31 protein-coding genes and 1 pseudogene are annotated in these 20,339 nt (G+C 35.2%); 15 read left to right on the top strand and 17 right to left on the bottom strand.

The window, feature by feature from the left end:
- Positions 1 to 55 precede the first annotated feature (55 nt).
- The 17 genes from O3798_RS00160 to O3798_RS00080 all read right to left on the bottom strand — a co-directional run bounded on the left by O3798_RS00160 (position 56) and on the right by O3798_RS00080 (position 9,699).
- The gene (locus O3798_RS00160; RefSeq protein WP_371462371.1) at positions 56 to 745 is read right to left on the bottom strand and encodes a hypothetical protein; all 690 of its coding nucleotides are present in this window, start codon (positions 743 to 745) and stop codon (positions 56 to 58) included.
- Complete coding sequence (locus O3798_RS00155) at positions 724 to 879, bottom strand: hypothetical protein (protein ID WP_371462369.1); 156 nt, start codon at positions 877 to 879, stop codon at positions 724 to 726. Before O3798_RS00155 ends, O3798_RS00160 begins: the two co-directional genes overlap by 22 nt.
- Positions 872 to 1,411, bottom strand: a complete 540-nt coding sequence (locus O3798_RS00150) for a tetratricopeptide repeat protein (RefSeq protein WP_371462367.1) — start codon at positions 1,409 to 1,411, stop codon at positions 872 to 874. Before O3798_RS00150 ends, O3798_RS00155 begins: the two co-directional genes overlap by 8 nt.
- A gap of 62 nt (positions 1,412 to 1,473) precedes the next feature.
- Complete coding sequence (locus tag O3798_RS00145) at positions 1,474 to 1,938, bottom strand: hypothetical protein (RefSeq protein ID WP_371462365.1); 465 nt, start codon at positions 1,936 to 1,938, stop codon at positions 1,474 to 1,476.
- A gap of 297 nt (positions 1,939 to 2,235) precedes the next feature.
- The gene (locus O3798_RS00140; protein ID WP_371462363.1) at positions 2,236 to 2,817 is read right to left on the bottom strand and encodes an Imm26 family immunity protein; all 582 of its coding nucleotides are present in this window, start codon (positions 2,815 to 2,817) and stop codon (positions 2,236 to 2,238) included.
- A 144-nt stretch (positions 2,818 to 2,961) separates the two neighbouring features.
- A complete protein-coding gene (locus O3798_RS00135) occupies positions 2,962 to 3,366 on the bottom strand; it encodes an NTF2 fold immunity protein (RefSeq protein ID WP_371462361.1) in 405 nt (134 codons plus the stop codon).
- A 23-nt stretch (positions 3,367 to 3,389) separates the two neighbouring features.
- Positions 3,390 to 3,974, bottom strand: a complete 585-nt coding sequence (locus O3798_RS00130) for a hypothetical protein (protein ID WP_371462359.1) — start codon at positions 3,972 to 3,974, stop codon at positions 3,390 to 3,392.
- Positions 3,975 to 4,043: 69 nt separating this feature from the next.
- Positions 4,044 to 4,496, bottom strand: coding sequence for a hypothetical protein (locus O3798_RS00125; RefSeq protein ID WP_371462357.1), 453 nt, complete (start codon positions 4,494 to 4,496; stop codon positions 4,044 to 4,046).
- A gap of 96 nt (positions 4,497 to 4,592) precedes the next feature.
- On the bottom strand, positions 4,593 to 4,970 hold the full coding sequence (locus O3798_RS00120; protein WP_371462355.1) for a DUF4279 domain-containing protein: 378 nt from the start codon (positions 4,968 to 4,970) through the stop codon (positions 4,593 to 4,595).
- Between the two features lie 22 nt (positions 4,971 to 4,992).
- Entirely contained in the window at positions 4,993 to 5,313 is a 321-nt protein-coding gene (locus O3798_RS00115) for a hypothetical protein (protein ID WP_371462354.1), read from the bottom strand.
- Positions 5,314 to 5,458: 145 nt separating this feature from the next.
- Positions 5,459 to 5,878 (bottom strand): DUF2750 domain-containing protein, encoded by a 420-nt coding sequence (locus O3798_RS00110; RefSeq protein WP_371462353.1) that lies wholly within the window; start codon positions 5,876 to 5,878, stop codon positions 5,459 to 5,461.
- A gap of 2 nt (positions 5,879 to 5,880) precedes the next feature.
- Positions 5,881 to 6,309, bottom strand: a complete 429-nt coding sequence (locus tag O3798_RS00105) for a DUF2750 domain-containing protein (protein WP_371462351.1) — start codon at positions 6,307 to 6,309, stop codon at positions 5,881 to 5,883.
- A gap of 362 nt (positions 6,310 to 6,671) precedes the next feature.
- Positions 6,672 to 7,187: an SMI1/KNR4 family protein gene (locus O3798_RS00100; RefSeq protein WP_371462349.1), complete on the bottom strand. Its 516-nt coding sequence runs from the start codon at positions 7,185 to 7,187 to the stop codon at positions 6,672 to 6,674.
- An 82-nt stretch (positions 7,188 to 7,269) separates the two neighbouring features.
- Positions 7,270 to 8,019 carry a hypothetical protein gene (locus tag O3798_RS00095; RefSeq protein WP_371462347.1) on the bottom strand — a complete coding sequence of 250 codons (750 nt, stop codon included), beginning with the start codon at positions 8,017 to 8,019 and terminating at the stop codon, positions 7,270 to 7,272.
- A gap of 87 nt (positions 8,020 to 8,106) precedes the next feature.
- Positions 8,107 to 8,481, bottom strand: coding sequence for an ankyrin repeat domain-containing protein (locus O3798_RS00090; RefSeq protein WP_371462345.1), 375 nt, complete (start codon positions 8,479 to 8,481; stop codon positions 8,107 to 8,109).
- A 352-nt stretch (positions 8,482 to 8,833) separates the two neighbouring features.
- Positions 8,834 to 9,151 carry a hypothetical protein gene (locus tag O3798_RS00085; RefSeq protein ID WP_371462343.1) on the bottom strand — a complete coding sequence of 106 codons (318 nt, stop codon included), beginning with the start codon at positions 9,149 to 9,151 and terminating at the stop codon, positions 8,834 to 8,836.
- A gap of 71 nt (positions 9,152 to 9,222) precedes the next feature.
- Positions 9,223 to 9,699: a hypothetical protein gene (locus O3798_RS00080; protein WP_371462341.1), complete on the bottom strand. Its 477-nt coding sequence runs from the start codon at positions 9,697 to 9,699 to the stop codon at positions 9,223 to 9,225.
- A gap of 640 nt (positions 9,700 to 10,339) precedes the next feature.
- Between O3798_RS00080 and O3798_RS00075 the strand changes: the two genes are divergently transcribed.
- The 15 genes and pseudogenes from O3798_RS00075 to O3798_RS00005 form a co-directional block, all read left to right on the top strand.
- Positions 10,340 to 10,747 (top strand): hypothetical protein, encoded by a 408-nt coding sequence (locus O3798_RS00075; RefSeq protein WP_371462340.1) that lies wholly within the window; start codon positions 10,340 to 10,342, stop codon positions 10,745 to 10,747.
- Between the two features lie 10 nt (positions 10,748 to 10,757).
- Complete coding sequence (locus tag O3798_RS00070) at positions 10,758 to 11,138, top strand: TIGR02328 family protein (protein ID WP_371462338.1); 381 nt, start codon at positions 10,758 to 10,760, stop codon at positions 11,136 to 11,138.
- On the top strand, positions 11,131 to 11,598 hold the full coding sequence (locus O3798_RS00065) for a hypothetical protein (RefSeq protein ID WP_371462336.1): 468 nt from the start codon (positions 11,131 to 11,133) through the stop codon (positions 11,596 to 11,598). Before O3798_RS00070 ends, O3798_RS00065 begins: the two co-directional genes overlap by 8 nt.
- A gap of 11 nt (positions 11,599 to 11,609) precedes the next feature.
- A complete protein-coding gene (locus tag O3798_RS00060; protein ID WP_371462334.1) occupies positions 11,610 to 12,095 on the top strand; it encodes a hypothetical protein in 486 nt (161 codons plus the stop codon).
- 20 nt (positions 12,096 to 12,115) lie between these two features.
- Complete coding sequence (locus tag O3798_RS00055) at positions 12,116 to 12,592, top strand: hypothetical protein (protein ID WP_371462333.1); 477 nt, start codon at positions 12,116 to 12,118, stop codon at positions 12,590 to 12,592.
- Between the two features lie 28 nt (positions 12,593 to 12,620).
- Entirely contained in the window at positions 12,621 to 13,649 is a 1,029-nt protein-coding gene (locus O3798_RS00050) for a hypothetical protein (protein WP_371462331.1), read from the top strand.
- Between the two features lie 9 nt (positions 13,650 to 13,658).
- Entirely contained in the window at positions 13,659 to 14,132 is a 474-nt protein-coding gene (locus O3798_RS00045) for a hypothetical protein (protein ID WP_371462329.1), read from the top strand.
- Between the two features lie 11 nt (positions 14,133 to 14,143).
- A complete protein-coding gene (locus tag O3798_RS00040) occupies positions 14,144 to 14,650 on the top strand; it encodes a hypothetical protein (protein WP_371462327.1) in 507 nt (168 codons plus the stop codon).
- Between the two features lie 11 nt (positions 14,651 to 14,661).
- Positions 14,662 to 15,126: a hypothetical protein gene (locus tag O3798_RS00035; protein ID WP_371462325.1), complete on the top strand. Its 465-nt coding sequence runs from the start codon at positions 14,662 to 14,664 to the stop codon at positions 15,124 to 15,126.
- Positions 15,127 to 15,150: 24 nt separating this feature from the next.
- Entirely contained in the window at positions 15,151 to 15,837 is a 687-nt protein-coding gene (locus tag O3798_RS00030) for a YjjG family noncanonical pyrimidine nucleotidase (RefSeq protein WP_371462323.1), read from the top strand.
- 126 nt (positions 15,838 to 15,963) lie between these two features.
- Entirely contained in the window at positions 15,964 to 16,854 is an 891-nt protein-coding gene (locus tag O3798_RS00025) for an alpha/beta hydrolase family protein (protein WP_371462321.1), read from the top strand.
- 757 nt (positions 16,855 to 17,611) lie between these two features.
- A complete protein-coding gene (locus O3798_RS00020; protein WP_371462315.1) occupies positions 17,612 to 18,856 on the top strand; it encodes a DUF6161 domain-containing protein in 1,245 nt (414 codons plus the stop codon).
- A 374-nt stretch (positions 18,857 to 19,230) separates the two neighbouring features.
- Positions 19,231 to 19,488: a tryptophan synthase alpha chain gene (locus tag O3798_RS00015; RefSeq protein ID WP_371462313.1), complete on the top strand. Its 258-nt coding sequence runs from the start codon at positions 19,231 to 19,233 to the stop codon at positions 19,486 to 19,488.
- On the top strand, positions 19,439 to 19,723 hold the full coding sequence (locus O3798_RS00010; RefSeq protein WP_371462311.1) for a helix-turn-helix transcriptional regulator: 285 nt from the start codon (positions 19,439 to 19,441) through the stop codon (positions 19,721 to 19,723). Before O3798_RS00015 ends, O3798_RS00010 begins: the two co-directional genes overlap by 50 nt.
- 40 nt (positions 19,724 to 19,763) lie before the next feature.
- Positions 19,764 to 20,339: pseudogene (locus O3798_RS00005) on the top strand (hypothetical protein); the annotation flags it as partial.

Raw genomic sequence — 20,339 nt, 5'->3', positions numbered from 1 at the left:
TCTAATTCACATCGATTGCTTTATCCATGCTTTGCAGAGCATATTCTTGAGATATTTAATATAAAGTTAAATTCTTTTCTGTGCTTTTATATATGTCTGTATAGAAATAAATTCTATTATCTTTTATCTCTTTCAGATAAACCAAGTCTTCGATACCACCAATATACTCAATGGATAAATCATCTAAATTTAATATTGCAAGCCTAAATCCAACAACCAAAAATCGTCTAATGAAAACTGGAATATATATTTTTCTATTGAAATACAACAAAGGCCCTCCAAAACCCTGTTCTTGAATAATAACTTGACTGTTAATGGACAGACTTCCAACTAGGGGAGAACCTTGATTAACTTCCATCAAATCAATGTAACTGACTTCCCATTTGTCAAACAAAAAATTTTCTTGAAAGTCTAAAGGAGTTTCATTCAAAACTTTTAACTTAGACATTTTTATATTTTTTCTTGTCAAAGAATTGAAATCTTCTTCTATTTCTACAAGGAGTTTACCAACTTCATTATTAAATGGCCAAGAATCAATTACTATCCGAGACAATAAAAATTCTTTTCCTTTTTTTTGTTGAAAAATACTTTCTGAATTTAGACAATTAATCATGTCATATAGTTCATTTTTTATAGAAATCAACTGCTGTTTATTTGTATAACTATATTCATCACAATTATTAATCATTTTATCAATTTCGACTAAAACTATATTAATCTTTTTTATAAATTGCTCCTGATCCATTGTCTTATTAACCTTTCTAAGTCATTATTATATTTTTGTGTTTGTCCGCCATGCAACCCAAAACCTTGAGGTATAGCTTTACCTTCAAGAATAGTTGTTCCTGGTTTCACTTTAAATTGAGCAATATTAGTCATGTGATTCATTTTGGTTTGACTGCGAGGCTACTTCTGGTAGTTTGGCACCATTTCTATGTGCCTTTTTAGCCCAAAATATGGCTTTTTCTTTATTGCCTTGTGTAAAAAATAAATCAGCTAAATTGGATTGGGCAATTGGATGTCCATTTTTTGCCGCTATCTCTAGCCATTTAAATTCCAAATCTTGATCTAAAGATACAAACATATGGTATTGATATAATTTGAATGCTGAATTTTTATCTCCATTAGTGGCGTTCTCTTCGAGAATATGAATTTCTTCATCTGAAATCCAATAAGTACTACCTGTTGATATGAAGTTAGTCATTTTTTCATTTCTTTCTGGATGTTTTTTACATGATATTAAAGGTGTTAATTTCACGTTACTTGAAAACCAAAGATATTCATTTAGTGCTTTAACTATAGTATTTAATTCATTAGCAAGTTGTTGTCCAAGAGGGTTTGTTCCTTCTGTTTCAGGTTGCCTGAAAATGTATTTCAGACGACCTTGCAAGATTGTTAGATCTTTAACCAACCTACGGCTTCTTTTCTAGAAACCTTGGCTTATGTATTCGATTAACAAAATAATAAGTAGATTTAGGAATTATTTATTAACTTTTCGAGATATTCAATACTTCTGAATAAATAATGTTCTCCTATTTGCTGTATCAAATTTGATGAGTCCCTAAATAATATTTTTTCTAAATACGTTTTTAGAATTATAAGCTCATCTTTTTTTAAGAGATTTAAAGCATGAATGATGTTTTCGGCGGTAGGTATATTTATAATAAATTCTTCTATATTTACTGGGATATCATCATTTCTAATGCCATTACTGATGCTATCAATAATTTTAGGCATTAAATAATTTATTCCTTCTGGTGAAAAAAAGATGAATGGTACTAAATTATGTTCATCAATAATAATTTTCTCTATTGGGGTATATTCATAATACTTAAATTCATCTTTGAATTCCTCTATTTTATAGATATTTTCACGATAAAGTTTTTTGAACAATCCTTCTTTTGGATAATCTCTATAGGGAATTTTTAGGAAGGGCATATTTATCTCCATTATGTTAGATAACTTTTATATTTATAGTGATTGTTCCATACGGTGTATTCGCCGTACCAAACCAGGTTTCTCTAGCCATCGGTCATCACTCTTTGGATGCCGATTTGCTCGCAGTGGAAGTAGTGGGTTTGTTGGCCGCTTTCGCCTTCTTCGTTGGTCCGGTTGTGGACCTGTGCCAAGGGTTCGTGCGTACCGCACACACTTTACGTCGGGATTGGAGGTTTCATATTGGCTACGGCTTGCTACGTTGGGACTGAAGGTTTTGTGTAGGCTACGGCTTGCTTTTCACGCTTTTAAATTCCGGTGGTGAATTTTTTGAAACTCATCCGAAATAAAATCTCCAAATTCTGCAAATAATTCAATAGGTAAATTAAAAATTTCTGGTTTATAACGAATCAGCAGACTTAGGATATGATAATGACTTCTTGGTGTTTCACGTAATTCAATTCTCTCGAGTATTCTTTGTTTACCTTCCTCTTCATCTATTTTTTGTGCAATGGAAAAATCTGCATTGTGAGCCACTTCTAAAGCAGGATTAATGGAAGTAATTTCACTTGGGATTGGATCTTGGTAATCGGGATCTTGAGCAATTATCCGCCAGTCTGACTCTAGCTTTGATTCAAATAAGGTATGACAGTCTAAAACAGTTTTGAATAGGATTGGGTAATTTCCAGCATTTTTATAATCAAATGACTCAACTGGGCTTGAAGTAAACAAATCAAAAATTCCTACAGTGGCACCAAGTTTATTTTTAGCGATTATTCTACCGTAACCGAATAATTTATCGGCTATTTTAAAACAAAATAAATCACCATTCTTAAGATATCTATATAAAGTCTTGTTTTTTTCCCAATTAAATATTTTCATAATACTTTTCCTTTAACTATTGCTTTCTGTCTTTTGGCATCGTAGAGGCCATCTGAAAAGCAGAACCCGTGTGCGCACGTACCGCACACACTTTACGTAGGGATTGGAGGATTCATGCGGCTACGGCTTGCTAATTATTTTAATTTATATATGTATAGAATGCCATTTCCCATCATAACTATCAAATTCTTTTACATTATCTAATTTCCAGAGACCTGTCTGTTTTTTGAATTTATAAAGTCTTTGTACTTCCATTCCAGCGTAAAGCACATCACTTTTTACAGTTATAGAGCTACCTTTTTCTTCTATTTCAATGATTTTCTCGTTATTTGGATTGAATGTTGGAGGGTAGTTGACAGTCATACATTCTAACTTTCCCATTTTTCTTGGTTTATCTGTTAGATATTTATCGTATATTTCCTTTAGTGTTTGTTGCAATATCTCATCAGGAATATCTGTGCCTGCATCAATGTGCTTATTAGCATTGTCTTCCCATTTATACATTTCCATCAGGAAACTATTTAATACTGTTTCGATACTTTCATTCATAATTCAATCCTTTTTAGTTTTGTTTAAGTCGTTTGTACGAAGAATAATCCACCAGATAGATCTCGATCTATAAAAATATATCCTATGTTCTCAGTTAGATAAAAAATTTCATTTACCTTTTCAGGTAGATCCATTCCTAAGATTTGACCTATGAAAATATATTTTTCTAGAAAATCATCACTCTCTTGTTGTAAATATTCAGGTTGTCCTCCTAAAAAACTCATTTCATCTGAATTCTCAATAGGATTAATTGGATAAAATTTATCTAGGTTAAACTTGAACTGATTTTTATCTCCGATGATAACTTTCGTGTATCCTTGAATAGCATCGTCAATTTCAGTAATGTAGTCAAGAAAATAATCTTCTTTGTCATAATAAGAAAAAACGTAAATTGCTTTATCTTTATATTCCTTATCCTGAAAATCTGTTTTAAATTGAGGTGCAATAGTTAATAGATTTTCAATTGGTATAAAAGCAACCAATGCTAACTCATGACCATCTGGCGCTATCACTGTATTTGAATAGTCTAAATCTAGCCCAACTAATATATTATTTATATTGGGTTTACTATCTAAAAAGTTAAAATTAACGTATCCATTTTTGTTCATTTAAATTCTCCTAAAAATTTGAGGGCGTTTCTTACCTGCTTTTTTTAATTTTGGGGGTGCAGTGCAATCTTACTTTTTGGTTTTTTTCTTAGGGTTTAATTCGTCTTTACGCTGCTTATAAAACTGCCAATATCTTTTGTCCTCAATACTAAATGGATAATATCCAGCATCATTATAAGCAATATCAAAATATTTATAAGCTTCATCATATTTTCCAAGGTCATAATAAAAAATACCAGCTAACAGATACGTCCCTGCATTAGTGGTTCCTAAGTCAGCGACACTTAAAGCAATACTCAGCCATTCCTTAGCCTGTTCATATTTTTGATTTTTATAATACAACTCAAACAAAGCAATCGTAACCATTGTCGTTGGATGCGCCCATTGAGTTACTGGCTTGGGTATTAGCTCAAATGCTTCTTTTAATAACTTTTCTTGTTCTAAAAAAGGTTTATTATAAGCCTCACAGACTAAATCATTAATCTTTGATTCTAATTCTGGATTAACTGCATCTAAATTCATAGCATACAACTCCTCAATAAAAATGAAACAAGGTTGTCTGAAAATTGATTTCAGATACCCTTGATATTTGGTGGGACTCGACCTAACCCACGCTTACTAAAAATTATAATGAATGATTTTTAATTCTATACCTAACTCAGATAATAATTGAATTTGATTTAAGGAGATTTTATATTCACGAGTAGCCTCATCGGTGGCCCAGCTGTAAATTATAAGCTCTTTATTTAGTTTATATTTTTTAAATATGTAATTTAAATCCTTCTTTATGCTTTCTATTGTTTTTATAATTTTATTAATTTTTTCCTTTAAATTTTCCTCTTTATCTATGCCAAAAGAATAGTAAGACTGTTCAATTACAAATTGAATCTTTTGGTTTGGTGATGTAAATAAATCTCCCTTGCTATAAAATTCAGCATTTTTAATATTAAGTATTTTGTCTATTTCTTTCATGTTGATGTAATCATTTGATTCCATATAAAATGTTACTTCAATTAAATTATTCAGCATCATCGCAACCAATTCCTGTTCTAATAAATTCAGAAGAATTTTTTCTTCTTAATAAATGTTCTCCAGTTTTATTTTGTTTATAAACATCATAATGAGATACGGCTCGTTTACCAACATAATCACCTTTAAACGCATGTGGATCTGTGCCTATTTGATCTAAAATCCGGTTCAATTCTTTTTGGTTAATTAGTTTACTATCTTTTGTATCTCCGTCATTACAACTAGACGACAATCTATATAAATCTACCCAAGCTTTTACATTTTGAGAATAGTTATAAAAATTGCTTCCTCCCCACAAACCGACCCGCATCAGGCTCATAGTACCTGAAGAAGTTGTAATGCGGCATCGGCATATTGGTTTTGCAGGCAGAAGGGTTGGTATGCGCTATCCGTTACCTTGGTTTCCTCTTTCAGGCGACCTTACGGTTTGGTTGAATCTCGAACTGACCATTCGTTTAAAGATAAGGCAAATCTAAGGCCTCATCATAACTTTCATCTAAGATTTTATTGACTGAGGCAGCAAACTGAATAGCCTTCATATCAATAGTTTCAGGATTATTAGGAATCGGAAAGACAGCTATACCTATATTATTCTCTATTAACCATGGTATCCCATCCTCTAAAAATTCTTCTATCTCAATTTCATAAATATCAGAATTCTTATCCTCAGACTGTGCCATAATTCTTGCGAATTCTAATTCAGGCCATATGGCTAAAGATGAATTTTTCTCATCTCCCCATAATATCCAATCTCCGTCTTTGTCTGCTAAAACATATAAAACTCCAGAGTCAGTTATCCTTTTTAAAGTATGCTCATAACGTTCTTGACTGGACAAATTAAGAATTGCATTTATTGCTTTTTTATGTAAAACCATTGTTAACCTCCTAATAAATAAGGTAAATTAAATTCTTCCCCATACCACTCATAAAAATAATCATTGATCATCTTAGCAAATTCAATTGGATCCAAAATAATAGTTTCTGTTTTTTCATCTATAGGAAAAATAGCTAATCTAATATTACTTTCAGACATTAAAGGAACAGTATCTTCTAGGAAGTTCTCTAGTTCCATTTCATCTATTCTCAATGCTTGAGGATTCCATTGGAGAGCTAACTCCGCAAACTCAGATTCTGGAAAGATCATTAGGTATTCTTTTCCTTCATCATCTTGCAAACATATCCAGTCATCTTTTCCATCTAATAGGTATAAAGTTTCAGTACCGCATATAGTTTTAATAGAATAATCCAATCTTTCTTTAGCTGATAATTTAACAATTGAATCAATTGCTTGTTTTGGCAGGTCCATTATTTAAATCCTTTCTATTTCCGTGAATCTTTGATTTCTTGCTCAGATTTTCCACCACATTTTTACCCAATACAATCCCATTTAACGAATTATTTAATATTTTCAACATAATATATATTCTTTCCTGTATTTGTCTATGTCAATTAGTTTCTCAGCTATCAGGGACAACGAGCTCTAGATAGTATGCCATTACTAATGGTAATAAGATTTTAACGAACAAATAGTTCAGACGACCTCAAAAAAGATATTAAGATGGTCTGAAAAGCAAAAACCGCGTGAGTTCGACCCGAAGGCACACTACTTCAAGATTGAAAGTTTCATACAGGCTAGGGCTTGCTTAATAAATTTATTGAATATTCCAATTAAAAATACTTAAATGGATAAACATTAAACAAATTATTATTTATACTATTTACTGAATTTATAAACTCAGCTTTTACATTATCCGTAAGTATCTCTCCTGCATCTAATAGGTATTCTAAATCTCTGTATAACAAAGCCAACTGGATAAATTGTGAGAAATCTATCCCTAAATTTGTAAATCCAGATCTGGTATACTCTCCAGCATCATGATTATAATGAAAAATGGTATTATCTATTTTATTTAAAAACCATCCATCTCCCTGTCCTGCTTGTCCAACACTCCAAAAACACCTTGATATTTCGGGATAATTACACTCTAAGTATCTATTTTCATTTAAAGCCTCTTTATAATTAAAAAGAGAAATATCAGGTATTATCTCTACCTCCTGATACTTAGTTATGAATAGCAAATAGTTATTATCTAGCTTGGGGAGTTTATCTAACTTTTTAATCTCTACTTTACGCTTAATACATATATTAAAAAAATCCTCGGGAAATAATTTTAATTTGAACATAAAAGTATCCTCCATAAATTTCAAACCATGTATCGGATTCACCAGCCGATCGACTCCTACCGTCCCCTTTACGGTAGGGAAGTTATAAATAAAGTTGAATAGTATTTGTTATTTTTTTTTGTGTTTCAACACTAATTTCCTGGTTAAAATTTTGGATTAATTTTAAAAAATCAATAATTAATTTGATTTGAGTAGTGTTAAATATCGTACTTTGGTTTCTTAGGGCAATATATAAAAATTCAACAACGTAACCATATAAATGAAATTTAGATAAATTAGAAAAAATATATTTTAAACAGCAAGGAGTAAAATATAATAAAGCCTTATTAGTAAAAGCTTGCCACTCTAGTGATTCAAGTATTGAGAGAAAATCATCGTATGTTATCTCAATCCAAGTTTTAGTAGATAGTTGCATTATAGAAAATATATAAGAGTTATCACTATCATCAAAACTTATGATGTTATTTTTATCAACTTTGAAAATTGGAAAAGTAGTCCTAATTTTTTCCTCTAGATAATTTCGTTCTTGTATATATTTTACCTCCGTAAGAAATTTTTCAAATTCACAATATACTCCTAAGTCTTTGCCAAACTTTGAAATATATTCTAAAAAATCATAAATTATATTGATTTCATCTTGGGTTAAAGATTGCAGTAAATCAAATAGTTCACTTACTTCTCCTTGGGATATGTTAGAATAATAGCTAAATAATTCTATGAAACAATCATTATCTATACTAGGATTTTCTATCGAGCTTAGTAAAAGTGTATTTAAATGTAAGGCATTTTCATTTTTTTGTTTATCTGACATTTGATTTTTAATTAATAACATTAGATTGTTTTTTTTCATGTCTTACTTTCTCCATTTTAAGATAGGGCACCATTTGATTGATTTATTATCTATTTTTTATTTACGTTTTTAAAAATCATTTAATAGTTTTACTATCTTCTCTTTATTTTCGCTGGATGAGTTAATTGCAATTCTAACGGCATTTTCTCCAAATTCATTTTGTATATTTTTATCAGATCCATAATCAAGGAGTAAATTCACCATTTCTATATTTCCAAACATGCATGCATAATGTAGGGGAGTGTATCCTAAGTCTCCTTTAAGATCGACCAATGCCCCATTTTGAAGAAATACAAGAGCATCATTTAAAGAATTATTTCTAGCAGCAATATGCAAAACTGTATCATCCATACCTCCTACTTGATTTATATCTTCAATAGTGTCACCCAAAAAATCAGGATGCGTTTCATATTTTTTTAAAATACATAATAATTCTTTTTCCATTAATAATACCTATAGTTGTAAGTTGATAAATTTAATATCTGGATTTTATTTATTACTCGTGACGCAATTTTCTTTATGTTCTTTTTTTAGATTGTTTAATCTGTTTTTACGTTCTTGTATTTTTTGAGCATGACCGTCCTAGCCGTATTCATAGGCTGTTTTGGCTTAGATCGTTACGGAATAAATATTTCAGACGACCCCAGCCGGTATAGTTGAAGCAAGTGAGGAGAGCATAGGGAAGAGGTCGTCTGAAAATTGATTTCAGATACTCTTGATATTTGGCGGAACTCGCCCTAACCTACGACTACTGTTTGTTAAGTTTAAGCCATGATCTATGTTTGTTAAGAGGAGTTTATTGTCCTTGACCAAGAATTTCCTCTCCAATTATTGAATCTAACTCTATCCATGCTTCTTCAAGTTGATTAACAATAGAAGATTCATTTTTATTTGGATCGTCTTTTAAATTGAGATACCAAATATGTGTTAATTTCGGTATTTCATATAAATAAGACGCCAATCTTTTTTCAATTAGATTATGATTATGAGTATAATGCTTTATTTCATTTAAAATTTTTAATAATTCTTGATAGTCCTTTACATCGAATTCAAGATCCATTCTGACCTTATAAATAAAACTATTATTTTCAAGTTTTTCTAATAATTCTTTCATGGTAAACTCCTTTAAGTTATACAAAGCAAAGGATTGCTTCTGCTGGAATAGTTTATTTATTTTTAAAATAGTTAAGCATTCACTCCAATAGAAATAGATAACACATCTTCCTCATTGTCGAGTAGAGATATATCGATAACTTTATCAATTTTATGACTAAAGAATTTTAAACAATAAAAATTAGGTTTGTTTATTAATTCTAGCCAATTGCTAATATTTTTTATTTTGATAATAAACAAGGGGAATAATTCTATTGGTATTTCAACCGAATCATTTATTCCTCCATAAAAGTATACATAAGCAATATCATTTTCCTCTGGTGTAAAAAAATTTAATATTTCATTTTTTATCGATAAGCTAAAATTTTCTTTTGATAATTCTATATTTCTATAGGGGGTAAAAGTACGATTTATTATTTCACATGAGAGTGGATATGGAATGATTTTTTCAGAATCTGAAATTAAATTATTTAAAAAATGAATTTCTTTCATTTTTTTCATTAAATGATTCTGTTTTAAAGTAAAGATCTTATTTTCTAAAGTTGTCATGATATTATTTCCTATGTTGTACGGGTACATTATCTTTGTATTACTCCCAAGAAAATGTACGATTCCCATTATTTCTTTGTCTTTGAAAAAAGAATATCCTCTTGACTCAGATATGTCAACCATTCCTTGCCATCAAAGTACGAAGAAATTTGTAATAAAATCTATTGATTCAAAAGCAGTTTCGTTGGCTTAAAAAAGCCATCGGGGACTCTATAGTGAGAATAGTAAAGCCAAAGCAACCGATGCAAAATAGAGCCACAAGAGAATTTATTCTCCTGTGGCTCTTTGAGGCTTGGTAGGATTGAGACCTTGGCTCAATCCGATCCCTTTACTATCATCACTATGAAGATGTCCCCAGAGGGCGATTTAAGACAACGTCTTAACCATCATTTTCATTGAATCAATAGATTTTATTTATTTGCTTCGAAAGCACGGAAAGGTTCGTTTCCAATCGTGCAGCGTCAACCCGTTTTATTTTTTGCCTTGAAGCAGAGGAAAGAGAAAGGAGCGCATTCATCATTGGGTAATTTCGCGAGGGAATAGGCGGAAAGCGCAAGAAATGGTATAATATGGGAATAAAGTAATTGTTTAGAGGTAAAGAATGAATCAACTGTTTAGAAATTTTATTTCAAAAGAGCGGGTGAATAGTTTTCGCGAGTTAACGAAGACGCTCGTGAAGATGGCGGGAACCGATGAAGTGGTGCCTGAAGAGGATGAAAGTGTGCCTTGGGGTCCGTCAATTCTAGGATTAATTTTCATATTATGGCTTTCTTCTAGTGATTGGCTCAAAAGTGTGACGCAACCGCTGATTGATCAATTTCCGCTTCTTTCGCTATGGCCGTTAGCGTTTCTCTTTCTCTTCCTTCCGATTTTAAATGGGCTAGATGAGTTATGGAAACAACCGCAGAGAAAACGGGACTTACAGGAGTTGATGGCGATTGCCAAACGTGCGGTGGCCGTTTTAAAAGAATATGACTATGACAATTTAGATGACGTGGTTGACGCAGAAGTGGTCATCGACGAATACACCGAGCGATACGGATTATAGGAGGCCTGTGATGAGATTATGGCATGAGGACTTGATTGGGCATCTTCCGCGTCCGCAACTGTTGGGGCAGCACCGCGAATGTTGTGCGCTCAGAGGCAATGGTTGGGGCAAGAAGCATGCGACGGTGGACTATGTATTTACCTATAGCCCGTATGTGCTGTATCAGTACCATACGTTGATTATGGATGAAATGGAGCGCCGTGGGTATAATGTGACGCCGCAGTGGAAAGAGGCTTCGTATCGTGGGAAAGTTTGCCCGCCGTATACAAAAGTGGATGAATGTGCGTGGACGAGTCCGTTATACAAAGAGCACGATGATGCGTATTACAAAGAGTGTATTGAAAATTTAGCACAAAAAGGAATTATCCTGGAAGGAGAAAATCATGTTTAGACTTCTATTGAAAGACGTTGCGACGAAAAAAATGTTAGTGAACTTCCGAGAGTTGACAAGCTACTTAATGAAAGAGGCGGGAATGGATGAGGAACTGCCGGAACTAGTTGACAAAACGGCAACCATCAAAATGATTGCGGGGATGTTTTTATTCATCATAGTGATGCGTACGGGGATTTTATGGAGACCACTTGAGTTTATGGTAAACAAGATTGCCGGAGAAGGGAATGTGATTTTTCTACTCTTACCATTTGTTTCTTTGTACTTGTTTTTAGGATTCTTTTTTCTTCTGTACCGAATCTGGTCTAAAAAAGTACTGACACGTAAACTTGGCGAACTGATTCCAATTGCGGAACGTGCGATTGCAGCGCTGAAAGCAGCAGGACGCGACGACTTAGAAGAGGATATCGAAGACGCAGAATTTCTGATTGAGGATTATAAGAAGAGATTCGGGTTCTAGGGAGACACGAAATGAAATTATTTAGAAAAGCGATTAGACAAAGACGATTAACGCGGATGCGGGAATTGCTTACAGCTGTGATGACGCAAAACAATAGTGAGAATCAGCTTCCTGAGGATGGAAGAACCAAAAGAGGCATTGCTCTTGCGATAGAAATCATTGCTATAATCTCGCTGATTCCCAATCTAGATGTATTTGAGCCTTCAGGAGCTTTTCTTCTAATGGGGTTTATTTTTCCACCGTTTTTACTTTTTGGAATTTTACTAGGAATTGGTACTATACTCCTCATTATAGGGATTCTTTATTCATTTCATTATTTCAGGGTAGATTCTTGTTATCAAGAGTTTGGGAAGTTAACGGAACTAGCCGAAGAAGAGCTTTCTGTATACAAACAAGAGCCGCTGATTCCAATGAGTGAAGAAGCGGAAAGACTTCAGCACTATATGGAAGAGTTGAAGTTAGAAACAGAAGCAAAAAAATCTGAATCGGGTAAATAAAATTTTTGGGGAAATAAAAGATGAAGAGAAGATTTGAAGAGAAAAGAATTGCTAGACTACAACAATTAGTCAATGAGGTCGTGGCTTTATCTAGTATGGAAGAAGAGACAATTAAAGTGCGACCATATAGATATATTCCAAAGATTATATTTAATATTTTTATGTTGTTCGAAATATTTTATCTATTGTCATTAAATAAGAAGGTAGGAGGAATCTTTAATTTCTTGAAAGCTTGGAACGAAGGAAATCAATATGCTGTGAAGTATGCGCTGGAATATGTTAGATATGAACCGTACATTATCGTATTTCTTCCAATAATGATGCTCTTTTTATATTTCTTGCAACTGCATCTTCAAAAACAAGATGTGAGAGAAGTCGTTGCAAGAGCGAATGAAGAGCTCGCGAAATGGGAACACACTCCATCTGCAGAGATTCCGCATGCTGTAAAGGCATTAAAATATCATTTAGAGGAGTTGCGATTAGACTACGACCTTTAACAACCCTTGAACGTCAGGAGGAATGACAATGAATAAGAAACGAAGAGTGAAGGAACGCAACGTAAGACAACTGCGCCAGTTGATTGGAGCAGTGGCCGAGCAAAATGGGGAAGAAGGCACACTACCGATGAGCTTTTCGCTGTTGCGCGCTATTATAACATTCCTTAGTGTCGCTGCAGTGGTGTGCGGAGTGGTGGTGTTCGGAAGCATGGTTGTGGTCGAATCGGGCTTGTTTCATACACTCGCCTTGATGTTTGAAACGTGGAATTCAGAGCTAATCGCAGACGTAGTCAGGGTCCTCTTCGGCTTGGCAATTCACTTTGGCATCATGTTTGCGGCCCTAGCCGTTGTTCTCTACTGCTGCCACAGATCCGTTCGTTGGGAATGGAAAAAACTCGTAGCTCGTGGAAATGAAGAAGTGGCGACGTGGAAAGCTGCACCAAGAGAAGCCAGCCGCGAAGCCGTTGAAGCGCTAGAGGCGTATTTACAGGAACATGCAACGCTTGGCAAACCTTCTAAATTGAAGGAAACAGTACAAGCCGCCGCTACGAGTGTCGGCACTGCGATGGAGAAAGTGAGCAAAGAACACGAAGTACAGAAACGCCTAACAAGTGTCGAATCTTCAAGAGTTCGCGCCTTAAGAAGACTATTGAAGCTTGTCTTGAAGATAAACGGACGAGGAGCACAGCTTCCAAAAAGCTCTTATTGGCTACGCATCTACGTCCTGATTACGGTCGCAATTGCTGGCATCGTCATCGGACTAGTATCTGGATTCTTTACGTATTTGAAACTTTTCATCGCCTGCCTAGTGACGTTGCAATTGAACGTCGCGTTTGGATATCTTGCCTTCATTTGGCCATTTGTCGTTATCTGGTGCATACCGATTGCCGCCTTCGTTGCCGTCTTAGCTTGGCACCGCAGAGAAACGTTTAAGGAATGGAAAGAACTATTGGCACTGGCAGACCACGAAGTCGAAGAGTGGAGTCAAACCACAGCTGCACCAGATGAAGTAGCAGAGTTACAAAAATTTTTGAAAAAAGCACATAAGTACTATTAGGAGGACATTATGAACTATAAAAAAACGATTTGGCAGTCTCAAACGACAAGACTGCGTGAACTCATTCGCATTGTAAACCGTAGAAGCAAACAACCGCGCGTCCTGCCAAGAGATAATCGTCAGGTTCGACTCTTTTGTATGCTCTTCTTTGGAATCATCACGCTCTATACGATTATGACGACAGGCTTCCTGGCGGCCATCCTTGGCTCAATCTATATGCTCTTTTCAAGGAAATCCTCACCAGTCATGGACCGAATGTTACCGTACTGGTGGGTTCCGATTTTGTGGGTGGCATTGATTGCGCTTTTCATCCTCATTCTCTGGCTGGCGCGTCGTTCCCTTGTAAAAGAAACGCTCTTCTTACTCGAACACGCGAAAGACGAAATCGCTCGCCAATATGAAGAAGGAAATGGCGTGGTTTCACAAGAAGTCATCGATTTAGAAAATTACGTCGATGACTTACAACGTAATTACCGGTTCTAAGGAGGAAGTAGATGCTTATTTTAGGATATCCAAGAAGACTCGCAGTGAATCAAAAAGAAGTGAAGGAAGTGCGCACCGTTGCCGAGCGACTCGTAACGGAAAGCGGCATTCCTGCCGAATTTCCAGAAGAAACGAAACGCGGGGTGTTCCTATCGCTCTTACTCGGAGTCGTATCGATTATCGCAGCGCTCCTAGTGGCAGGACTGGTCTATCTATTTGTTGAAATCGGTGGAAACATTGTCGGATTCGTACAAGTCCTTGGGATTTTAGCATTCGGATTTTCCGCACTGCTCTTGATATGGTCGGTGTTACTCATTATCACAGCGATTTTATATCGCCGCGAGCAAAACAAGCGCTGGCAGGAACTATCTGCCCTGCTGGATATCATCGATGAAGCCATTATCGTGTTACGTGAAGAAGACCGCAGTTATTTAGCGTTGGAATTAAAACGCGCCGAACGACTCGTGGACCGCTACAATGACGTCCGCCGTGTCGTGACATTGGTGGAACGTGTGTAAGGAGGAGCATTATGGATTTACAAAGAATTCGATACAGAAAAAATGAAGCACAAGAGTTTCGCGCACTGACCGAGCGCCTTGTCGGAGAGAGCGGTCTAGACATCGAGCTGCCGTATGAAAGTCCGGGAGTGCAGCATCTCATGAAGTATTTTTACGTCCTCGTGGGGATCCTCGTGCTCCTGACGATTGGACTCGTGGCATTTATTTTCCATGTGAATGGTGGGAAATCAGAGAACTTTATGATCACCCTCAGTAACGAAGAAATGCTCGTGTTCTTCCCGCTTGTCATCGTGTGGATGTTTGGGTTATTTTTTGCAAAGGCGTTAGACGTACGTAACCAGCTCTTCATCCAAAAAGACATCCGCGCACTCTTGCCGGTTGCCCAAGAAGCACTCGAGGCACTTAGCGGAAACGAAAACGACTACGTGAAACGCGCGAAGTTGCTCGTTAAAAAATACAAAACTTACGGGTTATAATTAACCAAAAAAGAGGTTAGGAACATGATTTATAAAACACTACTATTCGACCTGGATTCAACGCTCTGGGACTTCCATTCGGCCGAGAATTACGCGCTCACGAAGCTCTTGGAGAAGCAGGGCGTGGACGATGTTGAGGCGTATATCGACGTCTACGTGCCGATGAATCGTGCCATGTGGCGTTCGTTGGAAAAGGACGAAATCACGCGTGAGGAGTTAGTCGAAACGCGCTTTGCTAAGTTGTTTGACCACTTCGGTTTTGAAAAAGACGGAAAGGAACTTGCGGCAGAGTACGAAGCCATCCTCGGGACGCAAGGGCAAACGTACGAAGGAGCAGAGGAGTTGCTTCAAGCATTACGTGACGCTGGATACGACTTATACGCTGCCACAAACGGCATTACGACGATTCAAAAAGGCCGTCTCTCGAATTCACCGATTGCCCAATACTTCAAGAAGGTCTTTATCTCGGAAGAAGTCGGGGCGCAAAAGCCAAGTGAAGTCTTCTTCGAACGTGTGGCCAGTGCGATTCCAGACTACGACAAGGATAAAGCCGTCATCATCGGCGACTCGCTAACAGCGGATATCCAAGGTGGGATTAACGCCGGCATCGACACGATTTGGATGAACTTAGCGGCAAAAGAAAACAGAACCACGATTAAGCCAACCGTAGAAGTGAGAAGCTACGAGGAATTATTGGAATTTTTAGTATAAACAATGATGCGACTGCAGGGAGAACTTGCGGTCGATTTTTTATGCAAAAAAGTTGAGGTTCGCACATTTAGCGGGTAGACTACTTAAAAGGGCAAAGACCCTACCAAAAATGAAAGTTGGACATGAATGAAAAAAGTATTAATGGGAATCAGCGTGGCGCTCCTCTTAGCAGCGTGTGGGACGACGACTACGAACCAGGCGACCACCGCGCAGACGCCACAAACCACACAAGCGCCGCATGTCGAAGTGAAGACAGACGGCACGTATACCATAAAAGAATATGATTTTGATAGTAATGGCAAGGATATCTACGCCCGTGCCTTTGTTCCAGACGTAGAAGGACGGGTGCCACTCGTGATTTTTAGCCACGGACTTGGCGCGAACGTCGAACACGAGGAAGAAGTACAGAAGGCGTTGGCGAAGGCTGGCATTGCAGTCTTCAGTTTGGAATTTGCAGGAGGGTCGTCTTCATCTTCTCCGATGAGTGAAGGGTTGACGACTGAGATGTCGGTTCTAACCGAAGTGCAAAACTTGAAAGACGCTATCCGTATCGCAAGCGGGCTGGAGTATGTCAATCCGCAGAAAATTTATCTCATGGGAAGTAGCCAAGGAGGACTCGTCACGGCACTTACGGCAGAAGAAGTTACCAATATCGCAGGCCTCTTCTTGTTCTATCCAGCATTTTCACTGCCGGACGATATCCGAAGTAGCTTCCCGAAACTAGATGAAGTACCCGAGACCTTTAACTTACTCGGCACGAAAATCGGGAAGAAATACATTACGGACATCTACGACATGGATCCTTACGCGAACCTAGACAAGCTCGCGATCCCTGTGCATATTTATCACGGCAAAGATGACAATATCGTGCCACTCACGGCCTCCCAAAAAGCAATGAAGCGCCTAAAAGATGCCCGCCTCACAACGCTGGAGGACACAGGCCATGCCTTAACGCCAGAGCAGCAAGCACAAATTGGGTTTGAGATTGCGGATGAGATTTATAATGGGATGAAGTAAAGCGACATAGAAAATTAAATACAACAAACAGGAGAAGCCGGGGCGAGTGCCTCGGTTTTTTTGTGTGGGTTAAACAAAAAATGGATAGTAGTGGGAAAAATAATACTTAAAATGATGGAATGAGATAAAACAAAAAACCTACCATTTAAGACAGGTTTCTTTTGTAAGTCATATATAGAGGCTCTGCCCTGCAAACTACCCATTGTTTAATCGTATCTAAGTAATTTGGAATATTGTTTAAGATGATAAAATTCGAAGCATCAATTAGTAATTGTAAAAATGAAATAATTAATGAGATTTTTTTCATCGTAATCACCTCCTTAGTAGTCTTTCTTTGAAATCCTACTGATTTGGTTATTTTATAATAAATTACAACGATTAAGGGTAGCCACACGGGACCGTGCGTTTGCACGACACAACCTCTAAAAACAATATTATAATAATACTTTTACTCTGTAAATAATTTTGTTATTTAATAATATAACCGTCAGTTAATTTTATGAAAACAGCAAAATAGTAACAGAAGAGAGCAAAATTTTCATATGTGATAATTATCGTATATGTTAATTTTTTATTGTATGGATGGGTGAGAAGTGAGGATTTAAAACTGAAAGAGATATCGTAGATTAGTTAGGTGACTATTCATAAGAAAAAGGGAAACGCTTAGCTATATTAAGATAAACTAAGCAGTAAAAAAAGTTAGTAAATTTAGAAAGGTGTTTTTATGGGCTTTACGAAGAAACAGATTTCCAATTTTTTGGATAATAAAATTTTATTTAGATTTTCGATAGAAGAACAATATGTAATCAATTATAATCATCAGAATGAGGAATATACTTTTGATGAATTAGAGAGAATTTCTAAAAGTAATTTTGAATATTGGAATTCAGTATCGAGAGAGGGTTATTCTCAAGAATGGGAAATTTTAAATAAGAACATTACTAGGGTAAGAGAGTATTTATCAACTATAGAAGAATTAGACTCAGAGAGTATACGTAATTATTTTTATAATAATATACCAAGTAATCGGGAAGAGATAGAGACAGATAAATATTTGTATAAAATCTCAATGAGTTCGCCCATCGATAGAGATGCAGAGTTTGGAAAAATAAAAAACTTTGTTTCTTTTTATATTCAACATTTAACAAATAATCTTAGGGAAGCAGTAATTAATTTTATTCGATTATCCAAAAATATGTATGAGATTGGTTATGATTTATCAAGTACATCTCAATATAGGTTTTATCCTGCGTTATATCTGCTGAAACAACATTTCTCAGATCTTAAGGAAAGTAAGGATGATTTTGAAACTAATATAGTTTTGCCTATAAAGAGTAAACTACAAGAAATAAGTGATGATTCAAATGAACAATATAAAGAAATAACAACTTTTATAGAAACAAAACATAACGAAATTCAGCAACAGTTTGACGAAAAATCTATAGAGTTGAAAGAGTTTCAGAGTTCAATAAATATCTGGCAAGAAGGAAAAGAAGCTAGGCTCAATGATTTAGAAGAGACGTATAAGAATAAACTGTCTTTAGAAGCTCCTGAAGAACTTTGGTATAATCGTTCGAAAGAATATAGGGAAAAGGCAAAATATTGGACGTGGGTTCTTATTGTTTCTGCACTAGCTCTAGTAGGCTTTTTAACAGGATTAGTGATGGTTATACACGATTATTCGTTGGATACTATTCAAGAAATTCCTTTTATTTCTAAATCGTTTATATTAGTTTCAATTATATCTTTCTTTGTTTACATAATTAGAGTACTGATAAAGATAGTAATGTCAAATCATCATCTGGCTACTGAATATGAACAAAAAGCTGCTTTAACAAGGTTCTATCAAGCTCTAACTTATGCAGGAACAGATATTGCGCAAGAAGAAAGGATTATAATAATTCATTCTCTATTTAGTAGAACTGAGACAGGTTTAGTAAAAACAGATAGTTCAAATGATGTAGATGCGATTCTTTCAGTTTTATCGAAGAATGTCCATTAATACAGGGTGGCTAAAGCAGATATCTGCTTTAGCCACTTTTCCATATCTATCGTCTTCTAATTATTCCTCTATTGAATAGTAGTTTTAGGAAGTTATAAAGAAAGAAAAAAATTGAAAAAATAATCAAAAAAATTTATTTCCTCAAAAACACTATTGCTATAAGGTTTATAGCAGGTTATAATTAAGTGTAAACGCTTTTATAAAAATGTCTTACAATGGAGGAGCAAAAGAAATTAATCAGGCATAAGAATACGTTTTAGCCTTAATAATAAGGATTTTGGGAGAATGTTTTTTGAAAACAAAGGAGATGCTTAACTGCCCAAAATTCACTTATAAGTGAATTTTGGGATTCCGCACAATTGGGAGGGAGTTTTATGGCGAAATACAGAGTAACAAAGAAGATGATTGACGAAGTAGAAGGCTTAACGTACGAGGAACAAGTCAAAGTTTTCGCGGTTTTGTTGATATTACAAGAAGAAGGGCTTTCTCCAGAAATACGTGAAAAATGGGAACGGGGGAAGCAAGGGAAAAGATGTTTAAGGATTCCAATTAGTCGGGAAACAGAAGAGGGGGAAACTGAAGATGACTTACCTAACAAAAAGGTTAAATGCATTGAAATCCCGCTGCCCTGAGTTTAAGCAAAATCTGCTTGAAGAATATCATCTTCAAAAGGTCTCTCTAAGAATTATCAAAATGAGATTAGAGTTAGGTTTGTCTCAGAGAGAGATGGCTCATTCTTTAGGAATGTTGGAGTCACAATATTGTCGAATGGAAAAGGGACAACACAATCCGACAGTTCTTTCAATGATAGAAATAGCAGATGTATTTGGATATGATTTTGAAATTAAAATAAAAAAGAAAAAATAGAAATTCATTTTTTTAAAAAGGAGATGGAAATTAATAAGTTATGGACAAAATAGAAAATATGGGAACTAATGAGACTATCGAAATTAATGAAGCTAACGAAATTAATGAAACTAGAAAAACGACATTTACTTCACTAACTCCGGATCTTCTTGAAAAAAATAAGCAAGTATACACGGATGCTCTTGACTATGCTTTTAGTCATGATGATATCAGAAATATCGCAATTACTGGTGTGTATGGAGCAGGAAAAAGTACAGTATGGAATACTTACAAAAATAATAAGTCTAAAGAAAGAAATCTTAATCTGTTTAGAATTAATCCTTTTAAAAATGTTATAACTGTTTGTTTAGGGAAATATTCAGATAAATTAGATAAGAATGAACCTTTGTCCAAAAATGAATTGGATAGCCGTGTTGAAACTCAAATTATAAATCAAATTCTTTCTCAAATTAAGGCTAAAGATATACCGTTAAGTAAGTATAAATTTAAAGGTAATATTTCTTATATAAAATTGATTTTGAATATCCTTCTTACCATGTTTTTTATTGGGTCAATCTCTATTTTTGGAATTCGAAAAGAAATAGTTGAAATTTTAAACAAAAAACTAGAATGGTTT

Origin of the sequence: Granulicatella sp. 20925_1_45 (assembly GCF_041433555.1) — a bacterium.
In the GTDB taxonomy this organism is placed as follows: Bacteria; Bacillota; Bacilli; order Lactobacillales; family Aerococcaceae; genus Granulicatella.
Note: the sequence above shows the minus strand (reverse complement) of the source record. Positions and strands in the feature narration are given on the sequence as shown.

What these genes read in the sequence shown, in the direction of transcription:
- O3798_RS00160 (WP_371462371.1), bottom strand. Translation starts at nt 745, where the DNA reads ATGGATCAGGAGCAATTTATAAAAAAGATTAATATAGTTTTAGTCGAA.
- O3798_RS00155 (WP_371462369.1), bottom strand. Translation starts at nt 879, where the DNA reads ATGACTAATATTGCTCAATTTAAAGTGAAACCAGGAACAACTATTCTT.
- O3798_RS00145 (WP_371462365.1), bottom strand. Translation starts at nt 1,938, where the DNA reads ATGCCCTTCCTAAAAATTCCCTATAGAGATTATCCAAAAGAAGGATTG.
- O3798_RS00140 (WP_371462363.1), bottom strand. Translation starts at nt 2,817, where the DNA reads ATGAAAATATTTAATTGGGAAAAAAACAAGACTTTATATAGATATCTT.
- O3798_RS00135 (WP_371462361.1), bottom strand. Translation starts at nt 3,366, where the DNA reads ATGAATGAAAGTATCGAAACAGTATTAAATAGTTTCCTGATGGAAATG.
- O3798_RS00130 (WP_371462359.1), bottom strand. Translation starts at nt 3,974, where the DNA reads ATGAACAAAAATGGATACGTTAATTTTAACTTTTTAGATAGTAAACCC.
- O3798_RS00125 (WP_371462357.1), bottom strand. Translation starts at nt 4,496, where the DNA reads ATGAATTTAGATGCAGTTAATCCAGAATTAGAATCAAAGATTAATGAT.
- O3798_RS00120 (WP_371462355.1), bottom strand. Translation starts at nt 4,970, where the DNA reads ATGGAATCAAATGATTACATCAACATGAAAGAAATAGACAAAATACTT.
- O3798_RS00115 (WP_371462354.1), bottom strand. Translation starts at nt 5,313, where the DNA reads ATGCGGGTCGGTTTGTGGGGAGGAAGCAATTTTTATAACTATTCTCAA.
- O3798_RS00110 (WP_371462353.1), bottom strand. Translation starts at nt 5,878, where the DNA reads ATGGTTTTACATAAAAAAGCAATAAATGCAATTCTTAATTTGTCCAGT.
- O3798_RS00105 (WP_371462351.1), bottom strand. Translation starts at nt 6,309, where the DNA reads ATGGACCTGCCAAAACAAGCAATTGATTCAATTGTTAAATTATCAGCT.
- O3798_RS00100 (WP_371462349.1), bottom strand. Translation starts at nt 7,187, where the DNA reads ATGTTCAAATTAAAATTATTTCCCGAGGATTTTTTTAATATATGTATT.
- O3798_RS00095 (WP_371462347.1), bottom strand. Translation starts at nt 8,019, where the DNA reads ATGTTATTAATTAAAAATCAAATGTCAGATAAACAAAAAAATGAAAAT.
- O3798_RS00090 (WP_371462345.1), bottom strand. Translation starts at nt 8,481, where the DNA reads ATGGAAAAAGAATTATTATGTATTTTAAAAAAATATGAAACGCATCCT.
- O3798_RS00085 (WP_371462343.1), bottom strand. Translation starts at nt 9,151, where the DNA reads ATGAAAGAATTATTAGAAAAACTTGAAAATAATAGTTTTATTTATAAG.
- O3798_RS00080 (WP_371462341.1), bottom strand. Translation starts at nt 9,699, where the DNA reads ATGACAACTTTAGAAAATAAGATCTTTACTTTAAAACAGAATCATTTA.
- O3798_RS00070 (WP_371462338.1), top strand. Translation starts at nt 10,758, where the DNA reads ATGAGATTATGGCATGAGGACTTGATTGGGCATCTTCCGCGTCCGCAA.
- O3798_RS00065 (WP_371462336.1), top strand. Translation starts at nt 11,131, where the DNA reads ATGTTTAGACTTCTATTGAAAGACGTTGCGACGAAAAAAATGTTAGTG.
- O3798_RS00060 (WP_371462334.1), top strand. Translation starts at nt 11,610, where the DNA reads ATGAAATTATTTAGAAAAGCGATTAGACAAAGACGATTAACGCGGATG.
- O3798_RS00055 (WP_371462333.1), top strand. Translation starts at nt 12,116, where the DNA reads ATGAAGAGAAGATTTGAAGAGAAAAGAATTGCTAGACTACAACAATTA.
- O3798_RS00050 (WP_371462331.1), top strand. Translation starts at nt 12,621, where the DNA reads ATGAATAAGAAACGAAGAGTGAAGGAACGCAACGTAAGACAACTGCGC.
- O3798_RS00045 (WP_371462329.1), top strand. Translation starts at nt 13,659, where the DNA reads ATGAACTATAAAAAAACGATTTGGCAGTCTCAAACGACAAGACTGCGT.
- O3798_RS00040 (WP_371462327.1), top strand. Translation starts at nt 14,144, where the DNA reads ATGCTTATTTTAGGATATCCAAGAAGACTCGCAGTGAATCAAAAAGAA.
- O3798_RS00035 (WP_371462325.1), top strand. Translation starts at nt 14,662, where the DNA reads ATGGATTTACAAAGAATTCGATACAGAAAAAATGAAGCACAAGAGTTT.
- O3798_RS00030 (WP_371462323.1), top strand. Translation starts at nt 15,151, where the DNA reads ATGATTTATAAAACACTACTATTCGACCTGGATTCAACGCTCTGGGAC.
- O3798_RS00025 (WP_371462321.1), top strand. Translation starts at nt 15,964, where the DNA reads ATGAAAAAAGTATTAATGGGAATCAGCGTGGCGCTCCTCTTAGCAGCG.
- O3798_RS00015 (WP_371462313.1), top strand. Translation starts at nt 19,231, where the DNA reads ATGGCGAAATACAGAGTAACAAAGAAGATGATTGACGAAGTAGAAGGC.
- O3798_RS00010 (WP_371462311.1), top strand. Translation starts at nt 19,439, where the DNA reads ATGACTTACCTAACAAAAAGGTTAAATGCATTGAAATCCCGCTGCCCT.